Source organism: Shewanella sp. Iso12, from assembly GCF_012030025.1.
Taxonomy (GTDB): domain Bacteria; phylum Pseudomonadota; class Gammaproteobacteria; order Enterobacterales; family Shewanellaceae; genus Shewanella; species Shewanella algae.
The window spans coordinates 32,695-50,899 of record NZ_JAAUHW010000019.1; the positions used below are offsets into that span (position 1 = coordinate 32,695).

The 18,205-nt window shown below is 47.2% G+C and carries 23 protein-coding genes and 1 pseudogene; 4 read left to right on the forward strand and 20 right to left on the reverse strand.

The features are described 5' to 3' along the window. Window positions 1–64 precede the first annotated feature (64 nt). Window positions 65–1,501 (forward strand): MATE family efflux transporter, encoded by a 1,437-nt coding sequence (locus HCX89_RS21520; protein WP_232786041.1) that lies wholly within the window; start codon window positions 65–67, stop codon window positions 1,499–1,501. A 45-nt stretch (window positions 1,502–1,546) separates the two neighbouring features. On the opposite strand, the gene HCX89_RS21525 is transcribed toward HCX89_RS21520, so the two are convergent. The 3 genes from HCX89_RS21525 to HCX89_RS21535 form a co-directional block, all read right to left on the reverse strand. Further along, entirely contained in the window at window positions 1,547–1,774 is a 228-nt protein-coding gene (locus tag HCX89_RS21525; protein WP_025011444.1) for a DUF2986 domain-containing protein, read from the reverse strand. Window positions 1,775–1,900: 126 nt separating this feature from the next. Beyond that, complete coding sequence (locus HCX89_RS21530; protein WP_144221411.1) at window positions 1,901–2,257, reverse strand: hypothetical protein; 357 nt, start codon at window positions 2,255–2,257, stop codon at window positions 1,901–1,903. A 66-nt stretch (window positions 2,258–2,323) separates the two neighbouring features. Continuing rightward, window positions 2,324–2,758 (reverse strand): hypothetical protein, encoded by a 435-nt coding sequence (locus tag HCX89_RS21535; protein ID WP_101059366.1) that lies wholly within the window; start codon window positions 2,756–2,758, stop codon window positions 2,324–2,326. A 146-nt stretch (window positions 2,759–2,904) separates the two neighbouring features. On the opposite strand from HCX89_RS21535, the gene HCX89_RS21540 reads away from it, so the two are divergent. After that, a complete protein-coding gene (locus HCX89_RS21540) occupies window positions 2,905–3,594 on the forward strand; it encodes an energy-coupling factor ABC transporter permease (RefSeq protein WP_167717443.1) in 690 nt (229 codons plus the stop codon). Between the two features lie 11 nt (window positions 3,595–3,605). Here HCX89_RS21540 and HCX89_RS21545 read toward each other — a convergent pair whose 3' ends face one another. From HCX89_RS21545 to HCX89_RS21580, 8 genes are all read right to left on the reverse strand, one after another. After that, window positions 3,606–4,163 (reverse strand): RDD family protein, encoded by a 558-nt coding sequence (locus HCX89_RS21545; RefSeq protein ID WP_254428411.1) that lies wholly within the window; start codon window positions 4,161–4,163, stop codon window positions 3,606–3,608. A 101-nt stretch (window positions 4,164–4,264) separates the two neighbouring features. Continuing rightward, window positions 4,265–4,621: a glutathione S-transferase N-terminal domain-containing protein gene (locus tag HCX89_RS21550; protein WP_025889405.1), complete on the reverse strand. Its 357-nt coding sequence runs from the start codon at window positions 4,619–4,621 to the stop codon at window positions 4,265–4,267. 57 nt (window positions 4,622–4,678) lie between these two features. After that, the gene (locus tag HCX89_RS21555; RefSeq protein WP_083390366.1) at window positions 4,679–5,047 is read right to left on the reverse strand and encodes an N-acetyltransferase; all 369 of its coding nucleotides are present in this window, start codon (window positions 5,045–5,047) and stop codon (window positions 4,679–4,681) included. A gap of 222 nt (window positions 5,048–5,269) precedes the next feature. After that, window positions 5,270–8,497 carry a DUF748 domain-containing protein gene (locus HCX89_RS21560; RefSeq protein ID WP_167717445.1) on the reverse strand — a complete coding sequence of 1,076 codons (3,228 nt, stop codon included), beginning with the start codon at window positions 8,495–8,497 and terminating at the stop codon, window positions 5,270–5,272. 558 nt (window positions 8,498–9,055) lie between these two features. Then, window positions 9,056–9,445, reverse strand: a complete 390-nt coding sequence (locus HCX89_RS21565; protein ID WP_025889404.1) for a VOC family protein — start codon at window positions 9,443–9,445, stop codon at window positions 9,056–9,058. A gap of 147 nt (window positions 9,446–9,592) precedes the next feature. Then, a complete protein-coding gene (locus HCX89_RS21570) occupies window positions 9,593–10,096 on the reverse strand; it encodes an ankyrin repeat domain-containing protein (protein WP_141250899.1) in 504 nt (167 codons plus the stop codon). A 233-nt stretch (window positions 10,097–10,329) separates the two neighbouring features. Further along, window positions 10,330–10,752: a hypothetical protein gene (locus HCX89_RS21575; RefSeq protein ID WP_025011435.1), complete on the reverse strand. Its 423-nt coding sequence runs from the start codon at window positions 10,750–10,752 to the stop codon at window positions 10,330–10,332. A 57-nt stretch (window positions 10,753–10,809) separates the two neighbouring features. Continuing rightward, the gene (locus HCX89_RS21580) at window positions 10,810–11,109 is read right to left on the reverse strand and encodes a DUF1993 family protein (RefSeq protein WP_145839949.1); all 300 of its coding nucleotides are present in this window, start codon (window positions 11,107–11,109) and stop codon (window positions 10,810–10,812) included. Window positions 11,110–11,181: 72 nt separating this feature from the next. Here HCX89_RS21580 and HCX89_RS21585 point away from each other — a divergent pair. Further along, window positions 11,182–11,373: pseudogene (locus HCX89_RS21585) on the forward strand (IS3 family transposase); the annotation flags it as partial. Between the two features lie 58 nt (window positions 11,374–11,431). Here HCX89_RS21585 and HCX89_RS21590 read toward each other — a convergent pair. The 6 genes from HCX89_RS21590 to HCX89_RS21615 all read right to left on the reverse strand — a co-directional run bounded on the left by HCX89_RS21590 (window position 11,432) and on the right by HCX89_RS21615 (window position 15,222). After that, the gene (locus HCX89_RS21590; RefSeq protein ID WP_144221414.1) at window positions 11,432–12,049 is read right to left on the reverse strand and encodes a hypothetical protein; all 618 of its coding nucleotides are present in this window, start codon (window positions 12,047–12,049) and stop codon (window positions 11,432–11,434) included. 378 nt (window positions 12,050–12,427) lie between these two features. Continuing rightward, complete coding sequence (locus tag HCX89_RS21595; RefSeq protein WP_167717447.1) at window positions 12,428–12,757, reverse strand: hypothetical protein; 330 nt, start codon at window positions 12,755–12,757, stop codon at window positions 12,428–12,430. A 219-nt stretch (window positions 12,758–12,976) separates the two neighbouring features. Beyond that, window positions 12,977–13,369: a hypothetical protein gene (locus HCX89_RS21600; RefSeq protein ID WP_167717449.1), complete on the reverse strand. Its 393-nt coding sequence runs from the start codon at window positions 13,367–13,369 to the stop codon at window positions 12,977–12,979. Between the two features lie 227 nt (window positions 13,370–13,596). Further along, window positions 13,597–14,211, reverse strand: a complete 615-nt coding sequence (locus HCX89_RS21605) for a DUF1629 domain-containing protein (RefSeq protein ID WP_167717451.1) — start codon at window positions 14,209–14,211, stop codon at window positions 13,597–13,599. Window positions 14,212–14,259: 48 nt separating this feature from the next. Then, on the reverse strand, window positions 14,260–14,757 hold the full coding sequence (locus HCX89_RS21610; protein WP_115390243.1) for a hypothetical protein: 498 nt from the start codon (window positions 14,755–14,757) through the stop codon (window positions 14,260–14,262). 75 nt (window positions 14,758–14,832) lie between these two features. Then, window positions 14,833–15,222 carry a hypothetical protein gene (locus HCX89_RS21615; protein WP_025889398.1) on the reverse strand — a complete coding sequence of 130 codons (390 nt, stop codon included), beginning with the start codon at window positions 15,220–15,222 and terminating at the stop codon, window positions 14,833–14,835. Between the two features lie 120 nt (window positions 15,223–15,342). On the opposite strand from HCX89_RS21615, the gene HCX89_RS21620 reads away from it, so the two are divergent. Next, entirely contained in the window at window positions 15,343–15,522 is a 180-nt protein-coding gene (locus HCX89_RS21620; protein WP_025889396.1) for a hypothetical protein, read from the forward strand. 300 nt (window positions 15,523–15,822) lie between these two features. Here HCX89_RS21620 and HCX89_RS21625 read toward each other — a convergent pair whose 3' ends face one another. From HCX89_RS21625 to HCX89_RS22780, 3 genes are read right to left on the reverse strand one after another with little or no spacing between them, the layout of a single operon-like run. Continuing rightward, entirely contained in the window at window positions 15,823–16,113 is a 291-nt protein-coding gene (locus tag HCX89_RS21625; protein WP_144437734.1) for a hypothetical protein, read from the reverse strand. After that, entirely contained in the window at window positions 16,094–17,647 is a 1,554-nt protein-coding gene (locus HCX89_RS21630) for a histidinol phosphatase (RefSeq protein ID WP_217351542.1), read from the reverse strand. Before HCX89_RS21630 ends, HCX89_RS21625 begins: the two co-directional genes overlap by 20 nt. A gap of 50 nt (window positions 17,648–17,697) precedes the next feature. Then, window positions 17,698–18,117, reverse strand: coding sequence for a PHP domain-containing protein (locus HCX89_RS22780; RefSeq protein WP_217351543.1), 420 nt, complete (start codon window positions 18,115–18,117; stop codon window positions 17,698–17,700). Window positions 18,118–18,205: the final 88 nt, after the last annotated feature.

The following is an 18,205-nucleotide window of genomic DNA, read 5'->3' on the forward strand; positions in this document are numbered from 1 at the left end:
AGCCACTCAGGCCGTCACTCAGGCTAAGTTTGTTGAGGGCAATATACTGCGTCACATTCTGGTGATGAGCTCTACCGCGGCCGTTGGGATCTCGGCGCTGTTTGTGGTCGACCTGCTGGACATTTTTTTCCTCAGCATGCTGGGAGAGTTGGAGTTGGCGGCCGCCGTGGGCTATGCCGGTACCATCTCTTTCTTTACCACTTCCATAGGTATCGGCCTGTCGATTGCGCTGGGGGCACTGGTGTCCCGCGCCGTAGGTGCCAGAGACACAGAAGGAGCCAAGCGCTTGCTGCTGAATGCCGCCATGGTAACTCTGCTGGTATCCAGTCTGATGGCGATAGTGGTGACGGCTCTTATCCCTGAACTGCTGGCGCTGGTGGGCGCCAGGGGACATACCGCCGAGCTTGCCGCCGATTATCTGTATATTCTGGTGCCTTCCTTGCCGGTCATCTGTTTGGCGATGGCGCTTGGCAGTGCCCTGCGCGCCGTGGGTGATGCCAGGCTCTCCATGCTATCGACCCTGGCGGGCGGCGCGGTCAATGCGGTATTTGACCCCATTTTTATTTTCCTGTTTGCCATGGGCATAGAAGGCGCGGCTACCGCCTCGGTATTGGCGCGCCTCAGTGTGCTGCTGATCGCGGCAAGAGGTGTGTTTATCAAACACGGCCTTTGGAGCCGTTTCGAACTTGCAAGCTTTCGCGGCGATCTGCGCGCCATTTTTGCCATCGCAGGGCCGGCCATGCTGACCAATGTGGCCACCCCCATAGGCAATGCGGTAGTGACCCGGGCGATTGCCGACTTTGGTGACAGCTTCGTCGCCGGCTGGGCCGTCGTTGGGCGTTTGACCCCTGTGGCCTTTGGAATGATCTTTGCGCTTTCCGGCGCCATAGGGCCCATCATAGGGCAGAATTATGGCGCCAGGGCCTATGACAGGCTCAGCGAATGCCTGACAAGGGCGCTGCAATTCTGTATCGCCTATGTGCTTGGAATGTCGCTGCTGTTGTGGTTGCTGCGCGAGCCTTTGGTTTTGGCATTCGACATGCGCGGGGATTCTGCCGAGCTGGTACGTTTCTTCTGCCAGTATATGGCGCTGTTTTTCCTGTTCAACGGCGCACTGTTTGTGGCCAACGCCTCGTTCAACAATCTGGGTAAAGCCAAGTATTCGACCGCCTTCAATGTGGGCAAGGCCACTATCGGGACGCTGCCATTTGTTTATCTGGGAGCCGAGCTCGGTGGGGTATATGGAGTCTTGATTGGTCAGGCATTGGGTTCAGTGCTCTTTGGTGTATTGGCGGTGATCACCGCCTACCGCTTGGTTGCCAGAGTGGCCGCCAATGGCCGCCAGCAAGGTCTTGAGGCCGACGGGCTTGATGAGGAGGAGCTCTCAATGGCCTCCAGCAGTCCATTGTCGTCTTCCTGTACCCAGATGGGGCAGATGACCGAAGAGCTGGAGCCGATAGCCAGTGCCCAGGCTACCTCGCCCCAGCGGGAGAGGTCTTAATGCCGGGAACGACTCATGCGTTTAAAGAGGGGGCCTGGAAACGTTTTATTGGGTGTCAGATTGGGAAGTCGCGGCCGCAGCGCTTTCCGTAGCGCCGTTATCTGGCTGCTCAACAGCATTGTTTTCTGCTTGCTCGGCGGCAGCGATTTTGGCGCGCTCGGCCTTGGAGATGTAACCCTGTTTGGCTGGGCCTGAGTTGGGGATCTCTTTCTTGTTTTCCCGGGCTTTGGCACGCTTGGCCAGTTTTTTGGTCAGTTTTTGTCGCTTGTTCATGCTAAATTTCCTGGTACTTCCCACTTGGATGGGCAAAGGGCAGGCATTTTAGCCTGCCGGCGGCCGGGCAACAAGCTCAAACTGTCTCAGTGTCGGTGTTTGAATACCGCGATGACTGGAGCCTACTTAGAGGAACAGGGTCATGAAGACACCGATATAGCTCATGGAAACCGCGACCCCAATACTGAGCAGGGCCATATCCAACATCAGTGGCCTATCCGGCGTTTTGGCAGCCTTGATAAGTTCTACCACGCTGGTGGGGATCACTATCAGCCCCGAGACTATCAGCAACAAAAAACCGGGGCGGAACAGGCTGAGTTGCAGTGCGCTTTCATCCTGCCACAGGTGCGCATATTGATCGCCAAACAGCAATAAAGCCATGGCGACCACGGCCGACAGACTGGTGGCCAACAACAACTGACGATTAACCTTGCTGCGGTTAACCGACTCTTCTATCTCCTGAATAATTCCTGTGGGTTCCATCTCAAATACACCTGAAGCGGGAAACTGCGGCAAAACTAGCAAATTTGAGGCTTATTTTCAAAAAAATTACTTGTTGCCGAAGCGACTCCTGTCCATCTCACTGGCGCCATCCCGACATTCACCGCGGATCTCCCCTCTGTCGGATTGCAGCAGACGACTGAGTTCATAAAAACCTTCACGGCAGTATTGATTCATTTTGAGGGTGTTATCGAGTCCAAGCTGCAGTTGCTGTTCAAACACGGCTTGCCTGGCTTCTCTGATAGCCAGTTGTTGGCGCATCTCCTTTGCCGTACGTGGTGCCTGGACACTTATCCTGTAACTGCCGCCAGAATCGGGCGTTATCAGCCGCGCCGTATAGGTAAAGAGCTTCAAGCCATCGGCCTTGATATCCGTCTGGAAACTGTCTTTGATGGCACCGGCAAAATCGGCCGGATCTATGCTGGGTTTTGAGCTGCAACTACAAAGCAGCAGTGGCAGTAATAACAGAAAAAGCGCACGCATAAGCTGGGGTGATTATCCTTATTATTTTTTTGGAGATACAAATTATCGTTAACTTACTGCAGAATAAGCACAATTGCATTAACGGCGTGATAAGTCAGCGCAGCATCGACCTCTACCGCCTTTGTTTGATAACCGGATGGTAGGTTATGTTCGAGTATCTTCAACATCTTTTCGATAAGGTGCAATGGCAACCTGGGCTGACGGATATCCTCTATTTGGTTCTGCTCGTTGGCTGGTATGCCTGGATCTGGCCCAAACGGGACTGGCAACAACTGCTGGCGGACAAGAGCTTGCAGTGGCGGGCGCTGCTCAGTACCTTGGCCATTAATGGCCTTTGGCTACTCAATGCCAGTGTTACCGAGGGGATCCACGCTCATTTTCTGGCCTTGGTAACCCTGATGTTGATGTTCGGCTGGCGCTTGGCGTCCGTATTGATGCTGCTGCCGGTGAGCTTCTTTTGCCTGTTTGTCTATCACCAGCCCTGGATGCTGGGCCCCATGATGTTGTTTGCTGTCTGCCTGCCGCTTTTATTGGCATTGACCGTACACAGCTTGAGTTATCATAAATTACCCAACCATTTGTTTGTGTTCATTTTTGTGGCAGGTTTTCTCAATGCCGGGCTATCTGTCGTCAGCCATATTCTCGCTTGGTCGACTTATCTCTGGGCCAGCACGGATTACAGTGCCACTTACCTGGTGGATAACTATCTGCTGCTTATTCCGCTGCTTGGATTCCCGGAGGCTTTACTCAACGGTATGGCAGTGACTCTATTGGTGGTTTACCGGCCCGAGTGGCTCTACGACTACTCGGACCGGGTCTATCTCTGGCGTCACTGACAGGTGCGACTTTAGTCTTTGGGGGCGCGGATCACCAGGGTGCCGGCGAGTTTGTCATGCCAGCTTTGTTTCCGGGGATCGAAGGCCACCCAGAGATAGCCAAGGCCGAGTACCAGAGTAGAGGGGATATAGCCTAAATAGCGCACTATCAGGCTGGCGGTTGATGGCTTTTGCAAAGTGTCGGCATCAACAATGACGGCTCTTAGCACCATCTTGCCCGGAGTCGCCGACTTATAATGCCAGAACAAGATGATCAAGATGAAAGGCAACAGGTAGTTGATCACAACATCGAGCGGGCCCAAGATTAGGGCATCGTTCTCCAATATGGCATCAATGCCAAAGACTAGCAGAGTCAGTGGCACTGTGATGCACATCAACATGAGTGAGTCCAGCAGGGTTGCCGCCAGTCGCTCCCAAAAACCGACATAGATGGGATAGCTGGATTCATTGTTTGCTGCTTCTGCAACGGGTGGTGGAGGCGTCATTCCCGAGGCCAGTTCCGTAGGGATTGTCTGTTCTTGATGAGCCAAGACTGACTCTATGTTGCGTGGGTTTTGCTCTGCTGCCATTTACTCTGTCCCTGATTAATAATTACTGTTGGGACGATACACAGGAATAAAGCTTGGAACAAGCTGTGCCTGCCGTATTGGCACGGCAGGCAAGGGATTGATCAACCGAAACGCTGATTGAGATAGCTGATGATGTCGTTGGATTCATACATCCAGGTCACTTCACCGGCTTGTTCTATTTTCAAACAGGGAACTTTCATGGTGCCGCCCCCGTTTTGCAGGGCACTCTTGTGTGGCTCCTGCTTGGCATCCAGGGTGGTGATATTCAGGCTCTGGCGTTTCATGGCTCGTCTTACCTTGACGCAGAAAGGGCAGGCCGGATACTGATACAGGCTGAGGCTACGACATTGTTCATCGATATCCGCCTGCTGCTCGGGTTGCCGCTTAAGGCCCTTGGGTGAAAAAACAAAGTTGAGCAGCAAAATAATCCGCCCCAGGATCCAACGAATAACAAACATAAGCATCCTCTATATAAGCTTGAAACGGCAGGCAGTTTAACTCAGTGGTGGTGAAACTCAAGCCCGGACTTGGAGTTCAAGGGTAGCGATGATTTCATCTTCATCCTCCGGATCCGGCCCTTGCTCAACAAAGCCGAAACCGGCGTAAAACGCTCTTGCTGTTTGGTTTTCATCTGCATAGCAGATATGCACCCGCTGCGCATTTTCCTGGGCGCGGATCTCCTCGAGTACCAGAGCCATCGTGCGGCTGCCTATGCCTTTTTGCTGATACCCTTCGGCCACCATGAAGCGGAATATGTTGTAATCGTTGGGTTTGCCTTCTTCAGCAAGCGATTCATACATCAAAAAGCCTACCGGAGTGTCGTCCAGGTAAATCGCCTTGGGCACATAGAAAGGAAAAAACTGGGCTTCGGCGATGGAAAGCATATTATCGGCCAGCAGATCGCGTTGCTCCGGCTTGGGGGCCTACGATTTCAAAGTTGTCTCGGGTTATCTGTTGCAGACTTATTGGCATTTGTGGTTATTGGTTTTGGCTGAATTGATTGCCGGCGATAATAACAGCCCTGCAACACTTTACCAGTTCAATAATCCGTCATGAATACGAAAAAGGCTCCCATAGGAGCCTTTCTATGGTGATTTCAATAGGTTTTAATCGGCATTCAGTGACAGAATCGCCTGAGATGCATCCTGTTTCATCTCTGTCTTGCTGTCGAGCAGGAAGACTCTTTCCGGGGCGACGGCTGCTCTGTCCACCAGGAAGGCCTTGATGGCCTGGGCCCTGGCCTGAGCCAGATTAGCCAGCTCGTTATTGCTGATCTCCTGAGCGCTGAGCAGTTGGTTGTAAAGGCCCATATGCCAGACGGTGAGCAGGGTATCTTCATCGACTTTTTCACCGTCGGCCTTTTCGGCAAGTTTTTGCTTCACTTTGTCTTTTTCCGCATCGGCATCCAGTTTGAGCTGTTGCTCGAACAATTCCACCAGGGCATCTGCCAGCTTACCCTGGGTAGGGAATCGACTGGCGCTCAGCTCGTCCGGCAGGGCTGCAAGCTTGCTGGCCTTGAGCAGTTGCAGCTGCAGTTTTTGCTCTGCCAGCGCCTCACTGTCTTCCCGCAGCGCCACGCTGCCTTCAATGCTCAATTGCAGCTTGGGCCTGTCATCCAGCGCCTTGGCCAGCTTGCTCAGCTTATCTTCGGCGTCAGCGTCCAGCGTGGCTATACCGGGTTGGAAAGCGACCAGGTTCAGCTCTTCATCACTGCCAACCAGACCGGCCAGCAAAGAGAAGGGGGCGGTGACCGCCTTGGTGATGACATTGGTGATGGCGGTCATCACTATGCTGCCGAAGCTGAAACTTGGGCTGTCGAGATCTCCTGAAACCTGTAAGCCAAGATCTATCACCCCATGTCTGTCCTGCAAAAGGGCGATAGCCAAGGTAATCGGCAAACTGGTGGCCAGATCGGAATCACTGGGTTTACCCAGCTTAAGCTGATCTATCACCAGATGATTGTCTCCCTTCAGCTGGTTGTCTTCCAGTTGATAGTTGAGCGCTAAAGACAGCTGGCCTTTGTCTATGTAGTAACCGGCATAGGTGCCCGAATAGGGATTCACCGAGGTCAACTCGACACTCTTGAATACCAAATCCAGATCCAGATAGGGTTTCTCCAGCAGCGGATTCACCTCTCCCCTTAGGGTGACTGGAGCATACTTGTCTATCTTGCCCTTGATATCGACACTGGCCTTGGTTCCCGGGGTAGAAGACAGGTGGCTTATCTTGCCTTCCAGCGCCTCGATACCTGAAGCAAAGTTAGGGGTGAGGGAGTTATCGGCAAAATAGGCCGAGCCGTTTTTGATGGCAATGCTGCCGATATCCAGTTTAAATGCCTTATCTGTCGAGGCCTTGGTGTTGATTTTTTCCTTGGCGGCCGTTTGCTGCGGCGCTTCGTTTTCCTGGCTTTGTTTTGTCTGCGACTGAGCCGCCGAGTTATCACCAGGTGGTTCGGCGCGGATCAGCTCGCCGATATTAGTGCGCTGATCTTCGGTGATCATCACCTTGGCGTATGGCTGTTCCAGCAATATATTGCTGATTTTCAGGCTGTTTGCTTCGGAATCAAAGCTCATCGCATCTATCGCCATATTCTGCCATTTCAGCAGAGGCTCAAATGCCAATCCATCCTTGATAAGCAGCTTGCCAATTCCGGCTTGTCCCTGAAAATGGGCCTTCCCCTCGGCGTTGGCAGTGAACTTGCCCTGAGTGCTCAACTTGCCGCTTTCAAGCTGCATATTGAGATAGGGCGTCAGATAGGGCTGGAACTGTTGCAGCTCCAGCTCAGTCAGCGTCAGCTCGCCATTGACAGTGAATGCCTTGGCATCTATCGCGCCGGTGGCGCTGAACTGGCCTTGGCTGGTTTCCGGCTGGGTTTGGGCATCAGAACTCAGTGCCAGCTGCAACTGGTAGTCTATGCTTCCTTCGAGATCGGAACGCACTGGACCTGTGGTGATATCCAATGGGTAGACACGCCAGTGGACACCATTGCTTTGCTGCTGCTCAAACAGGTTGAGATCGGCCTGTTTGAGACTGATTTTGCCAATAGTCAGCAGCCACTGTTTGTCTTGCTCCTGGGCTTTGTTTGGCTCTGCGGCTGTATGCGCTGTGGCTTTTTCTTGCGCTGTGGCCTTATTTAGCGCCTCGGTTTCATCTGCCGCCTCTGGTTGGGCTAGTGCTGGTTCCACTTGCGCCTTGGCCGCGGTGTCATCGGGCTTGGCATTTGTGGCGGGCATAAAGAGCTGCTGTAGATCCAGGCCTTGCTTATCCAGGCGGGCATCGGCCCACAGACCTTGCAGCGCCAGTTCGTCGATATCAACACTCTGGTTGTCGCCGTCCACCCGAATGTTATCCAGTGCCAACAGCGGCAACTTGACTCTGGCTTGCTGTTGGTCGGAGAAGAGCAGATTTTCCAGAATAAACCGGCCCTTGTGGGTACTGTAATGCAGTTGGTCTTGTTGCTGTTTCAACTGGTACTGGCTTTGGAAGCTGAGTTCACCGTCACTGAGCTTAGCGGCAATAAGCGCATCGGCAAACGGCCAGAAGGGTAGCAGGGAAACTTTGGCCAGTTGCAGCTCACCGGTGACTTCGAGAGGCTGCAGCTGAAACTGTCCCTGAGTCTGCAATTGTCCGTTATCGCTGCCGGTCAACGACAGGGCATAGCGGTTGGCATCTTTCGCCAGTACCGGTTCGTTCTCGTCTTCCGGCAAGCTGAGGCTATAAGCCTTGGTATCCAAAGCTTGCAGGCTGAAATTAAGCTCGTCGTAACTGAGCTCTGTATTGGCGACCTTATCCATATAAGCGAACTTACCCTCTGTTACCCGGATATCCCGGGCAATGACTCTGGGCGGTTCAGAGGTGTCTTCTGTAGCCTCGGCTTGCGGTGTTTGCTTGGCTTCAAGGCGGGCAAGCATATCGCTGAAGTTGAATTGAGCTTGGCCATTCTCTGACGCAAGCCTTTGCACATTCACTTGCGGATCAACGAGGTAGATATGATCTATGGCGATGGCCCCTTGGGTCAGCGAGCGCCAAAATGCCAGCTCCAACTCAAGCTGGCTGAAAGATGCAAAGACTTGCTGTGGGTCGCTCTCCTGCAGGGCGAAGTTATCCAGGCGGACTCTGAGAAGGAAAGGGTTGATGCTGATATCGTTCAGGCTCGCCTGACGGCCGAGCAGTTGTTGCAGTTGCTTTGGGGCTTGTGACTTTATCACCCAGGGGGCGAGCCCACCAAGCAACAGGGCGTAGAGGCCATACCCGAGGAGCAGATAGATGCCTGTTTTGATGGCGAGCGGCGCCCGGCGAAAGCGTGAAAAGAGCTGAGTCAGCACATTGGGCATAGCGGTGTGAGATCCCTTGAAGCAGGTTTGCGGCAAAAATTTGGCGTTATTCTAACGCGTATTCGGTATGCTTTGTAAGTCACTTCTGAACCTATGATTTTTGTTATCTTGCTCGATACCTGCATGATACAAAAAGAAAACTTAGCTAAGGAAGGTGTGAATAAGTCCTCGCGGCACTCTGGCTTACACGGCAATTGGCATTCAAGGCATCTGACTGAAGGCATGCCGGGGCCTGTCAAAGTCGGATAACGCAGAGAGCCAGTTGCTGTGAGAGCCCCGAAGGGCGTGGCTTACAGACCTGCCTGCTGTGTTGTACTTCTTGCAAAGGACTAAGGCCATTTGCCGCGAACCACGCCTTGCATCCAGGCCTGTAAGCCGACGCAGAGCACGCATGGGACTTGTTCGCACCTTCCCTAACTCATGTTGCAATGATCAAGAGTGATTTTCGCTGAACATTGCATTCACAAGAGGGCAATAACCAAGGTTGTAAAGACCTTGAATGTTCAGTATCAGCTCAGCAAACCTGAATCCTGGCAAGACTATTGCCTTTGCCCGCCCTTATCCTTTGGTTGGGCTGCTGTAGGTGATGGCGGCGATAATAGCGCCGCAGGGGTCTTTTATCCAACAAAAGCGGCCGACCTGGGGAATGTCCTCAGGGCCGTAGAGTACATCGCCCCCCAGTGCTTTGGCCTTAATGGCGACGGCGTCGACATCTTTAACGGTAATGTAACCAGTCCAGTTACTTGGCATGGCCGGCGCCGGGCTGTCTGTGATGCCACCTATGCTGATACCGTCATTTTCTATGATGTGATAGGGGCCTTGTGGCAACTGCATCGTCTTGAAGCTCCATCCAAAAATCTCACCATAAAACCGCATCGCCAACTCAGAGTCATTGGCGGTCAGTTCGTGCCAACTTAAGGCTCCATGGGTAGTAAAAGGGGAGTTCATAGATAGGTTCTCCTGAGACTGAGGGGCTGACAATTCGGCTGTGAAGATCGCCGGCCAGCAGATCTTGAGCCGCTTTGAGTTCAGCTTTGAGTGTAGTCGAGTCGGCTGTGCTTTGTGGCTTTCTTGGACTACGAAGAAGAGGGGAGGTTAGCTGATGAGCTTGATGTAATCTGCAATCTCAGTGCGGCCCCATTCATGGGCAAACTCGAGGGCTCCCATGTCCTTCATCGTCTGGCCGGTATAACGGATGCTGGTATCTATGCCCGCCTCAACCAACCGCTTCACAATATGGAAGTGGCCATAATGAATTGCGGTAAAAAGGGGATTACGGTCTGGCTCAGAAATATCGAGCCTTGCGCCAAGGCCGATGAAGTAGTTCAAAATATCTTCGTTGCCATTCGAAGCAGCCCTATGGATTGGGCTGCTACCACTGAGATTGTCTCTACTATCTATATCGGCTCCCAGCTTGACTAGAGCCTGGCACAATTCCAAGTTGTCATTATCAGCGGCAATATGAAGAAAGCTGCCCAATGGCGTTTGTAACTGAACCAGCTCAGTGTTCATTGATAGAAAGTCGATTGCATCAGCGGTTCTCTTCTCCCTGATGCATGCCATGAGTGTCCTTAATTTCAGTATTACTGCTTCGTTCACTTATTTATCCGTCCTGACTTAATGATCCCCTGTGGGTATCAAGCCTAGTGTTTTCGAGTGTATTCGATTAATCGACCGTCTCATGCTTGCCGAGTTTTACCGTAAAATACTGGCAAACATTCGCAAGTGGTCAGTATACCTAAGGAAGGTGCGAACAAGTCCTCGTGGCACTCTGTTTGTAGAGAGAGGCCTAATTTGCAGTTGCCGCTTTGGCAGAAGGTTGCGGCGACTCACTAAGTGCAGAAGTTCTTACTATTAGGATCATCAGGGTTCAGTACTTGTATCCTGAAGTCCGGTGCCAGATTAAACCGTTTTATAACGCTCGATATTCGGTCAGATGTTAATGCAGAACCGAAATCCAAGAAGAATGGGATTGGATCATTATTGATAGCCCACATCTCATTCATTTTCTTGGCTAATTCTCTGGCTTGCTCCCAATCTCCTGCAAATATCTTGGAGTAATCAAAATAGGGCCATGCTGCGATATCATCTTCCTCTGCCGAATCTTCGCTGAAGAGAAAGGATACGCTAATCTCCGAGTGCCAGGGAAATACGCCTATATCAATGATTCTTAGCTCTTTTTTACCAAAATTATCTACCGCTTCCTGCAGTTTTCCTTCTAGCAGTTGCTCAATATTTTCTCTGCTGTATTCCATATCCATTTCTTTTGATGTCTTAATTAAGTTGTATTGGCTTACATGAACAATCGGGCTTCATGCCTGCTTCACCAAGGATGCAAGATGCAGCATGTAGTCCGGTTTGCTTATGTCCAGACCTTTATGGCGAAGAATATCGTAGGCCGTAACCATGTGGAAGTAAAAATTGGGGATGAGGAAGTCATTGATATATAAGGTACCTGGAAGGTCTATGTACGAGCCTTGATCCAGCTCAATGCGCGTTACTTCCAACATCTTTGAGTCATCACTCTGTGCAGCAAGCAACAGTTGTTTGGTGTTGTTGATATGTACCAGTGCCTTATCTAACGACTCCACACACGAATCCAGATTGTCCATAGGCTGATTGGCACACCACTGCGCGAAGTTGCGTGGTTGATTGTATGTAAAGGCTATTTGTCCACAAGACCGTTCTATCAGGTCGCGTTCCGCAAAAAGCTGTACGGCACACTGGAGGAACTGCAAAAAGACTTGGACGAATGGTTGGCGCTGTATAACAATGAACGCACCCATCAAGGCAAAATGTGCTGCGGCCGCACACCGATGGCAACATTAATTGATGGAAAACGGATTAGGGCGGAAAAGAATTTAACCCAAATCTAATCTGACAACGGCACCCCAAAATCGGGTAACTGTCAGCTCAGGTCTGAGCTAGTACAACTTACACAAGTACATACTTTGTCTTTTTACCTGCTAGCGAGCTTTCTGCGATTTCTATGAGTCCGCTCCATTTCGATTCAGTACATGCTAAAAGAAAACTTTTAGTTAAAGCTTGAGGCCAATTGTAGCAAGCTGCAGCAATGTAACATCTAGGTGTTATTACTTTACCTTCATCCAAATCTCTTTTAATGACGGAGCTTAATAGCATATTGATCGTCTTTTCATCTGGTACCCTGCCCGACGTTAAAATTGCAGCGCATGCCCCTGAAAGCAAAAGGTCATTCTCTGTATCGAGAATGCTCAAAATGTATAAGAATGAATCATTGCTCACATCATTAATCATGCAAATTGCAAAACCTATATCCTTGTAAAGAACTGTTGCATCATGACTCTTGCTTTCAAGTTCTCTTAGGTATTCAAGAGATAAACTAGAACCAACGAAGCCAAGAGCTCTTATCACTTCAGATTGTGCTTGCCAGGAATTTGGCCTCTCGACCAAACACTTTAAAGCATCCAGCAGTAGTTGTTCATAACCGCCAAATTTACTCTTGGCTATCTTTTGGGCAGCTTTCTTAATTCTAGGTGGTGACTTTGACTTTAATTCTTCTTTGAATTCCATAACTGACTACTTTAGGTATTTAGACACAATGATTCTCTATGCCGTTGTAGGCCTCCACGTTTTTGCGTGGATTAGTTAAATATAGTTAAACAAGAGCCACTGTTTGTTGCCTTTATTGAAAGACCTGGCAAACAATTACAGAGGGCCGACATGTCTAAAGTAAACACACTTTTTATCGGGTTGGATGTACACAAGGAGACCACTGATATGGCCTGGCTTTCTGACAAGCCCGCTTATGAGGCAGGTCCCGGAAAACATGGTCATGTGGTTAAACCTCACGCCGCTCTCTTCGAAATAGTTGCAAGGTCAACCGTCGACCTGGCTCGCCAAAGTCCGATGCTGCCTTTGCATTTTATGCTTTTGGCGGCCAATTATAATTTACCCATTCTTCATAAAATCAAATTCATACTGTAGATTGGTTATTTTATGGGGTAATTTGGCAGCTCTTAAAAACTCTGAAAATTGTGAAACGACTTTTCTGGCCGGGATCGGGGATTTATGAGATATAAACATTGAAAATGTGTATACATCATTTTCTTGAGATTCAAACGTAAAACCTGCAATTTCAGATACTTTGTTTTGCTTTAGTACAAATGTGTTTGAGAGAGTCTCTACAAGCTCTAATTCTATAGGACACTTACTGAGGTGCTTTTTCAAGCATTCCAGCCCCAGTACTGCCACTATCTCTATATCGAAATCCTGATCCATGATTCTTAATTCCACATAACGTCCGTATGATTTTGATGCGTTGCTATTAAATCCAAGAGAGCCATAATTCTTGCACTCACGTCTATAGCCGAATGGCCTCATAAAGAGGCGAATGACTGATTTTCTCTTCGTGGAAACACCAGTCTTTTAGGAGTCTGGGTGCTAAAGTCTTTGCTCAGTTAAGAGTGGAGGCATATTTGGGGGCCAGTCCAAAATTTTCTAGAAATTACCAAAACAAACAGTAGTAACAACACCATATTCAGTTTGAACTTCAAACTCATGCTCTTGAAAGTAATAGCTTTCCATTGAGCCATAATCTTCAAATTCGTACTTGGTTCCAAATATTATTTTGAGTTTAGAAATTGCTTCGTCTACGTCTAGACCTATGATGTTAATCCCTTGAATAGATAACGCAGGGTTTGAACATTGAATCCAGTGAAGTCTATCCGCCTCGTCAATCCAAAAAGTACACATTAGCTTATTGTATTGAAGAAGAGGAAATCCATCATTATCAGTATTAATTTTACTGGGTTCCCCTAGTTGCTTTGTCAGGTAGATTTGGTCTAAGCCAAATCGAATATCACCTAATCCAATCCCTAGTTTTACTTCCATGCTAAAAACCTATGTCTAGACATAATGATTCCCTGTGCAAGTGTTGGCCGCTGTAGTGGATTAGTTAAACCAGAGCCAAACTGTTTGTTGATCCGATAGGTAAACAATCACCAGAGGTCGACATGCCTAAAACTAGCACACTTTTTTATCGGGTTGGATGTACACAAGGTGACCACTGATGTGACTTGGGTACTAATAGTGTCCGTATTGCTTCAAATGCATATAGCTTAGTACTGTTGCTTTTCAAAAAAATCTACAACTTTAATAAAACGAACACCGGATAATTTTCTCTGAACGATAAAATCAACTACCTTCTGATGGAAAAATAGATAACTTTTAGAACAATTAGCGATTTTGAATATCAATCGTTCGTTTTCTGCTATTTTTTCCAAAACACGGCTGTCTAGAGAAAACTTCTTAACTTCTAAGAGTTCATCGTCATCATCATCAAAATCGAAAATTTCAATGGAAGAATTATCACGATCAAGACAGTCAAGCTCTTTATAAAAACCCAAATACCAATAGTTCTCATGCCACACGTTATTATCATCAATATATATTGAAGGATAAATTTGCATCCCATCAATATCATAATTATCCATTTTCAGCTTAACTTCCTTATTAATCAACAAACCAGCAGAATCAACAAACAAGTCCGTTAGTGGCCATCTATTTTTGTCTTCACCCTTAAAACCGTTCAAAAAGAACAAAGGCTTTTCTCCATAAAACAGCTGCTTGAAATGATATTGTCTTTTTGCAGTGTTTAAGTCTGGCTTAATATAAATCTGGTTATCTCCACTAGGACGAAAAGCAATGTAATACTCATCATTATAATTTTTCACTGGTCTATCCTTAATAAAATATCAAGCCGCCCATTATAAAATAGCTTGTTATGTCAAATTTGGTAATTCATCTTTTGCCAAATTAATTAGCTGATCTAAATACTTTTTTGAAACGCTTCTGATTTCTTTGGATAGAATAAACAACCATTCCTTTCGGCCACGATCTGTATCTAAATCTGGCAGACTTTCTTCATTGATTTGGAACCTTACTTGGTAAAGTTCGGCATGAGCTTGCTTCAATACTTCTTGAAACTTGGATGATGAGAACAACCCGCCAGAAACACTATGTCTTGCAATCTTACGTAGGGATGAATCAAAATCTACGTCCCCTTCAATGACTGGTTCACCGCAATGGGATGCTCTTACATATTCACACCAAAATATTATTTCTTCAAATGACTCAATCACTTCTTTGTAGATTGATCGCCGTTCATCCCAGATTTTTTCTCTTTTAAATTTTCTTAGTGCCAATAAAGATCCCAAATACGCGGCGATAAATCCCACAGTCAATGGTGCTATAAATTTAGAGATCTCGTCGATTTCCACTTGCTACTCCCTAGACATAACGCGGAACTTTGCGGCCGCGAAGCGGCGGAAAAATTGTCCGACAACAGTGAATTGTTAGGTGCACCCAGACTTGAAGGTGACCCGGGGGGACGCGTAATCCAGAATACTGACACAATCATTGATTCCGGCTACAAGATACTCCTTTAGTTGACTGTTTTCCGCGATGGACGGCGCTGTTTCGCGAGCGGCTTCTGCAGCTAGCCAACCATTGTTCAAGACTTCGAATACCCAGTGATCCTTGGAATCATCGCCCCAGAACTCCAGCAATTGACCTTCATCGAGTACGCGAAAGCCTTCCACCGCTTCAAAATCAACATATACAATCTCATTGGGCTGGAACGCAAGAGTGAGGCGTAGCGTCCACAGGTCATAATTGACCGTGAGAAGTTCCGGCATATTGCCTTCTTGTCTCGCTTCTATCCCCTTGAGGCGCGGGAATGTCATAGTTCACCTAGACATAATGATTCCTTGTGCAAGTTTAGGCCTCCGTGTTTCCCGTGGATTAGTTAAATCAGAGCCACACTGTTTGTTGATCCAATAGGCAAACAATCATAGGAGACCGATATGGCTAAAGCTAACACACTTTTTATCGGGTTGGACGTACACAAGGAGACCACTGACGTGGCCTGGGTTTCTGATAAGTCTGCTGAGACTGTGCATTACCATGGCACAATCCCAACCAACCTGCGTTTATTTGATAAACTCATTAAAAATCAGCAAGGCTCCTGCGGCGAACACAAGTAATGCGAATAACCAAACTCGCGCGGTTCTATTCAAAAGAGTGCAAGGTCAACCGCCGACACTTACTCGCCAAAGTCCGACTGTCAGAGTGTCCTTACCGGAGATTTTTGGGTCTCCGGTAAGGACACTTTTATCTATTTGACAATGGGAATCATATCAACGCCGCGCTCTGCGGCAAATTTGGAGCGCAGCGGAAAATTTGTCCGACAGCAGTGCTTTGTTATACGGCGACAAGCCGACTCTCATAACTATATCTCGGCCAGTCTTAATTGATAGTTATCAATTCAATTTCAACCGCTAACATCAAGCTGTATACTTCTCATACTCTTCTAAGTACATGTTTTCCGACTCGTCACGAAATTGCTGCCGTCTCTGGTGCAAATCACAAAGCTTTTCACTAATACTTTTATAAATAATTTGATGGGCTTGATTCCTAAGTTGATTTTCGTCATACGCATCGATTTCAAAGCCATCTTCGAGAGCCAGGTTAACCAATCTCAGTAGAACGTTTTTATCCAGTTTATCTATTGGTTCATAGCCACTTTCTTCTGTTAAATAATAACCTTGGCTATTATCAATCTTTAATGCTTTCATAACCGTTCTTCCTTTCAATATATGCATCTTTACCAGCTTCCAGTGAGTCTAGTGTCACCTTGAAATTACAAATCTTTTTGCCATCAACTGAGTGAAGTTCTTTATCCGATGGATGGCCCGAATACCTTCGATACACAATCTCACGTCCTTCAACTTCCTTAGATGTGTAAACAATATAATCTGCACTTATTGAAGCACCGACAGTACTGTTGTGCGTAACAACTACTACAGGCATGGTTCTAGAAAGCTCTTTCAATATCTGATTAACTTCTCCTTTCAGGAATAGGTTATCAAAAGAAGACTCTGGCTCATCGATCAATAAGTAGTCATAATTTTGAGCGTCTTTTATTTCTTGAAGTAATCTAAATTCTGATCTTTCACCGCCAGAAACCTTAAAGCCGTCTCGGTTTAGTATCTCGTATTCAATGCACGCAAAATACTTATAAAACTCGGAGGGCGTTAGAGATTCGTTATCCCTCAATACCACTAGGTATTGGTATGGAGAAGAGTACTCTTTATACGCATCGGCAAAAGCGACTTTCCTACCACTAACACCTTTAATCTCACCTGGTCCTATAAAAGCGCGTTGCTTACAGACCACTTTAAATCCCTGTATGTTTTCTTCATGTATAACCTTTTCTGTCTGTAACCGTTTTGCAATTTGATTAAACCGCTGCACTTTTTGATGCTCAATCATGACCTTGTATAGATCAACATCTTTAACTTGAGTGGAAGATGAGCGCAGATGAAGTTTGCTTTTAACGTCTCGAACAACATCATTTACAGCACTCTTTTTCTTCCGCTCTAGGTTCTTAGCCCAAAAAAGTCTAATCAATTCACATGCCAGTGCTTTCAAAGAGGAAGTGTTGATATGCCTATCAATTATTTCCCTATGTTCAATATTTTCGATCAATAGACGTACAGCACCAACAAGGTCACTAAGCCCCTTTTCCTCGTTTGTATCAAATAACGTTTCGTTAAACAGTGACACTTTTGAGAAAGCATCACGTTTACCGGCTTCCTCTGCTAACTTCAATAGGCTGTCAAGATAATCACCTACTTTTCGCCGATTTGCTGCAAGATCAATGTTTATAACATCATCTAAAACAGCCTTAAAAGGGCTCAAATGTTTATCTGCAAAGTTGCTTTTTTTGCGAGCTACACCTTCATTAAACTCTCTCTCATTAGCGGCATCATCTCTCTGCACTAGAGAAAACTGGGGAATGTATTTAACATTTTCACACTCTTCATTTATTCGATTTAAGGTTACAGTTTTACCGGACGATCTTGCGCCTAAAATAATATTCAAACCAGTAGACAACTGCTGGCCATCATCAAAAATGTTAAAAAGTGAATTCCCGTCTGATTTCGATAGAGCAACCTTTTTCCTATCCCTAAGGCTGTGCTTTATGGCATTTAAGGTCAGCTCCCCACAATCAATATAAGTCTGCCTAGGCGGGAAAATACGCAAGCCTTCCTTGATCCTTAAATCACTAAATAGAACTGGCGTTAACTCAGCTTCATCTCTCGCCATACGGATAAATTTTTTGGGGCTGTCAACCTCGCCCGCAGAGATGAATGCATTTAGTTCTTGAATGTTGCCTTTCGAGACAGCGGGCTTTTTCTGGTAATGAGGATAAGCAAATAGTTATTTAGATCGCCAAATATTTGGATTAGTTCACCTGCACTTATTGAATCTCCAATTTCCTTGATCTTGTCCGAAACCAGATTTGTTTTAATTTGAAACTCTTCTAAATTTCTATTTTCGGAAATAACTAAGATGTGACCATTGTCTAGGTTAATTTCAATGCCGGGGAAAACGATACAGTCTAAAGCGGCTTCGATCTTATGGAATTGTCCAAGATCGAAAATATCGTGATTTGTTATCGCGACCGCATCAAGTTCAGCAGAGTTAACGTACTCGATAAACTTGTCTAACGAAAATGTAAAATCCGCATCACTGACCGTAGGTATTGTGTGCAAGTGAAGATCAATTTTCTTCAATGGTTTCTCCAAAATCGGCTATATGAAGATGTAAATCCTTCTCTTCATTGAAAAAATTTTACACAAAGGTATCCCGTGTACGATGCCG

Excerpts from the sequence above, each read along its gene's own strand:
- HCX89_RS21520 (WP_232786041.1), top strand. The coding sequence starts at position 65 with ATGAGCTCTACCGCGGCCGTTGGGATCTCGGCGCTGTTTGTGGTCGAC.
- HCX89_RS21525 (WP_025011444.1), bottom strand. The coding sequence starts at position 1,774 with ATGAACAAGCGACAAAAACTGACCAAAAAACTGGCCAAGCGTGCCAAA.
- HCX89_RS21530 (WP_144221411.1), bottom strand. The coding sequence starts at position 2,257 with ATGGAACCCACAGGAATTATTCAGGAGATAGAAGAGTCGGTTAACCGC.
- HCX89_RS21535 (WP_101059366.1), bottom strand. The coding sequence starts at position 2,758 with ATGCGTGCGCTTTTTCTGTTATTACTGCCACTGCTGCTTTGTAGTTGC.
- HCX89_RS21540 (WP_167717443.1), top strand. The coding sequence starts at position 2,905 with ATGTTCGAGTATCTTCAACATCTTTTCGATAAGGTGCAATGGCAACCT.
- HCX89_RS21545 (WP_254428411.1), bottom strand. The coding sequence starts at position 4,163 with ATGGCAGCAGAGCAAAACCCACGCAACATAGAGTCAGTCTTGGCTCAT.
- HCX89_RS21550 (WP_025889405.1), bottom strand. The coding sequence starts at position 4,621 with ATGTTTGTTATTCGTTGGATCCTGGGGCGGATTATTTTGCTGCTCAAC.
- HCX89_RS21555 (WP_083390366.1), bottom strand. The coding sequence starts at position 5,047 with ATGCTTTCCATCGCCGAAGCCCAGTTTTTTCCTTTCTATGTGCCCAAG.
- HCX89_RS21560 (WP_167717445.1), bottom strand. The coding sequence starts at position 8,497 with ATGCCCAATGTGCTGACTCAGCTCTTTTCACGCTTTCGCCGGGCGCCG.
- HCX89_RS21565 (WP_025889404.1), bottom strand. The coding sequence starts at position 9,445 with ATGAACTCCCCTTTTACTACCCATGGAGCCTTAAGTTGGCACGAACTG.
- HCX89_RS21575 (WP_025011435.1), bottom strand. The coding sequence starts at position 10,752 with ATGGAATACAGCAGAGAAAATATTGAGCAACTGCTAGAAGGAAAACTG.
- HCX89_RS21580 (WP_145839949.1), bottom strand. The coding sequence starts at position 11,109 with ATGGACAATCTGGATTCGTGTGTGGAGTCGTTAGATAAGGCACTGGTA.
- HCX89_RS21590 (WP_144221414.1), bottom strand. The coding sequence starts at position 12,049 with ATGGAATTCAAAGAAGAATTAAAGTCAAAGTCACCACCTAGAATTAAG.
- HCX89_RS21595 (WP_167717447.1), bottom strand. The coding sequence starts at position 12,757 with ATGGATCAGGATTTCGATATAGAGATAGTGGCAGTACTGGGGCTGGAA.
- HCX89_RS21600 (WP_167717449.1), bottom strand. The coding sequence starts at position 13,369 with ATGGAAGTAAAACTAGGGATTGGATTAGGTGATATTCGATTTGGCTTA.
- HCX89_RS21615 (WP_025889398.1), bottom strand. The coding sequence starts at position 15,222 with ATGACATTCCCGCGCCTCAAGGGGATAGAAGCGAGACAAGAAGGCAAT.
- HCX89_RS21620 (WP_025889396.1), top strand. The coding sequence starts at position 15,343 with ATGGCTAAAGCTAACACACTTTTTATCGGGTTGGACGTACACAAGGAG.
- HCX89_RS21625 (WP_144437734.1), bottom strand. The coding sequence starts at position 16,113 with ATGAAAGCATTAAAGATTGATAATAGCCAAGGTTATTATTTAACAGAA.
- HCX89_RS21630 (WP_217351542.1), bottom strand. The coding sequence starts at position 17,647 with ATGGCGAGAGATGAAGCTGAGTTAACGCCAGTTCTATTTAGTGATTTA.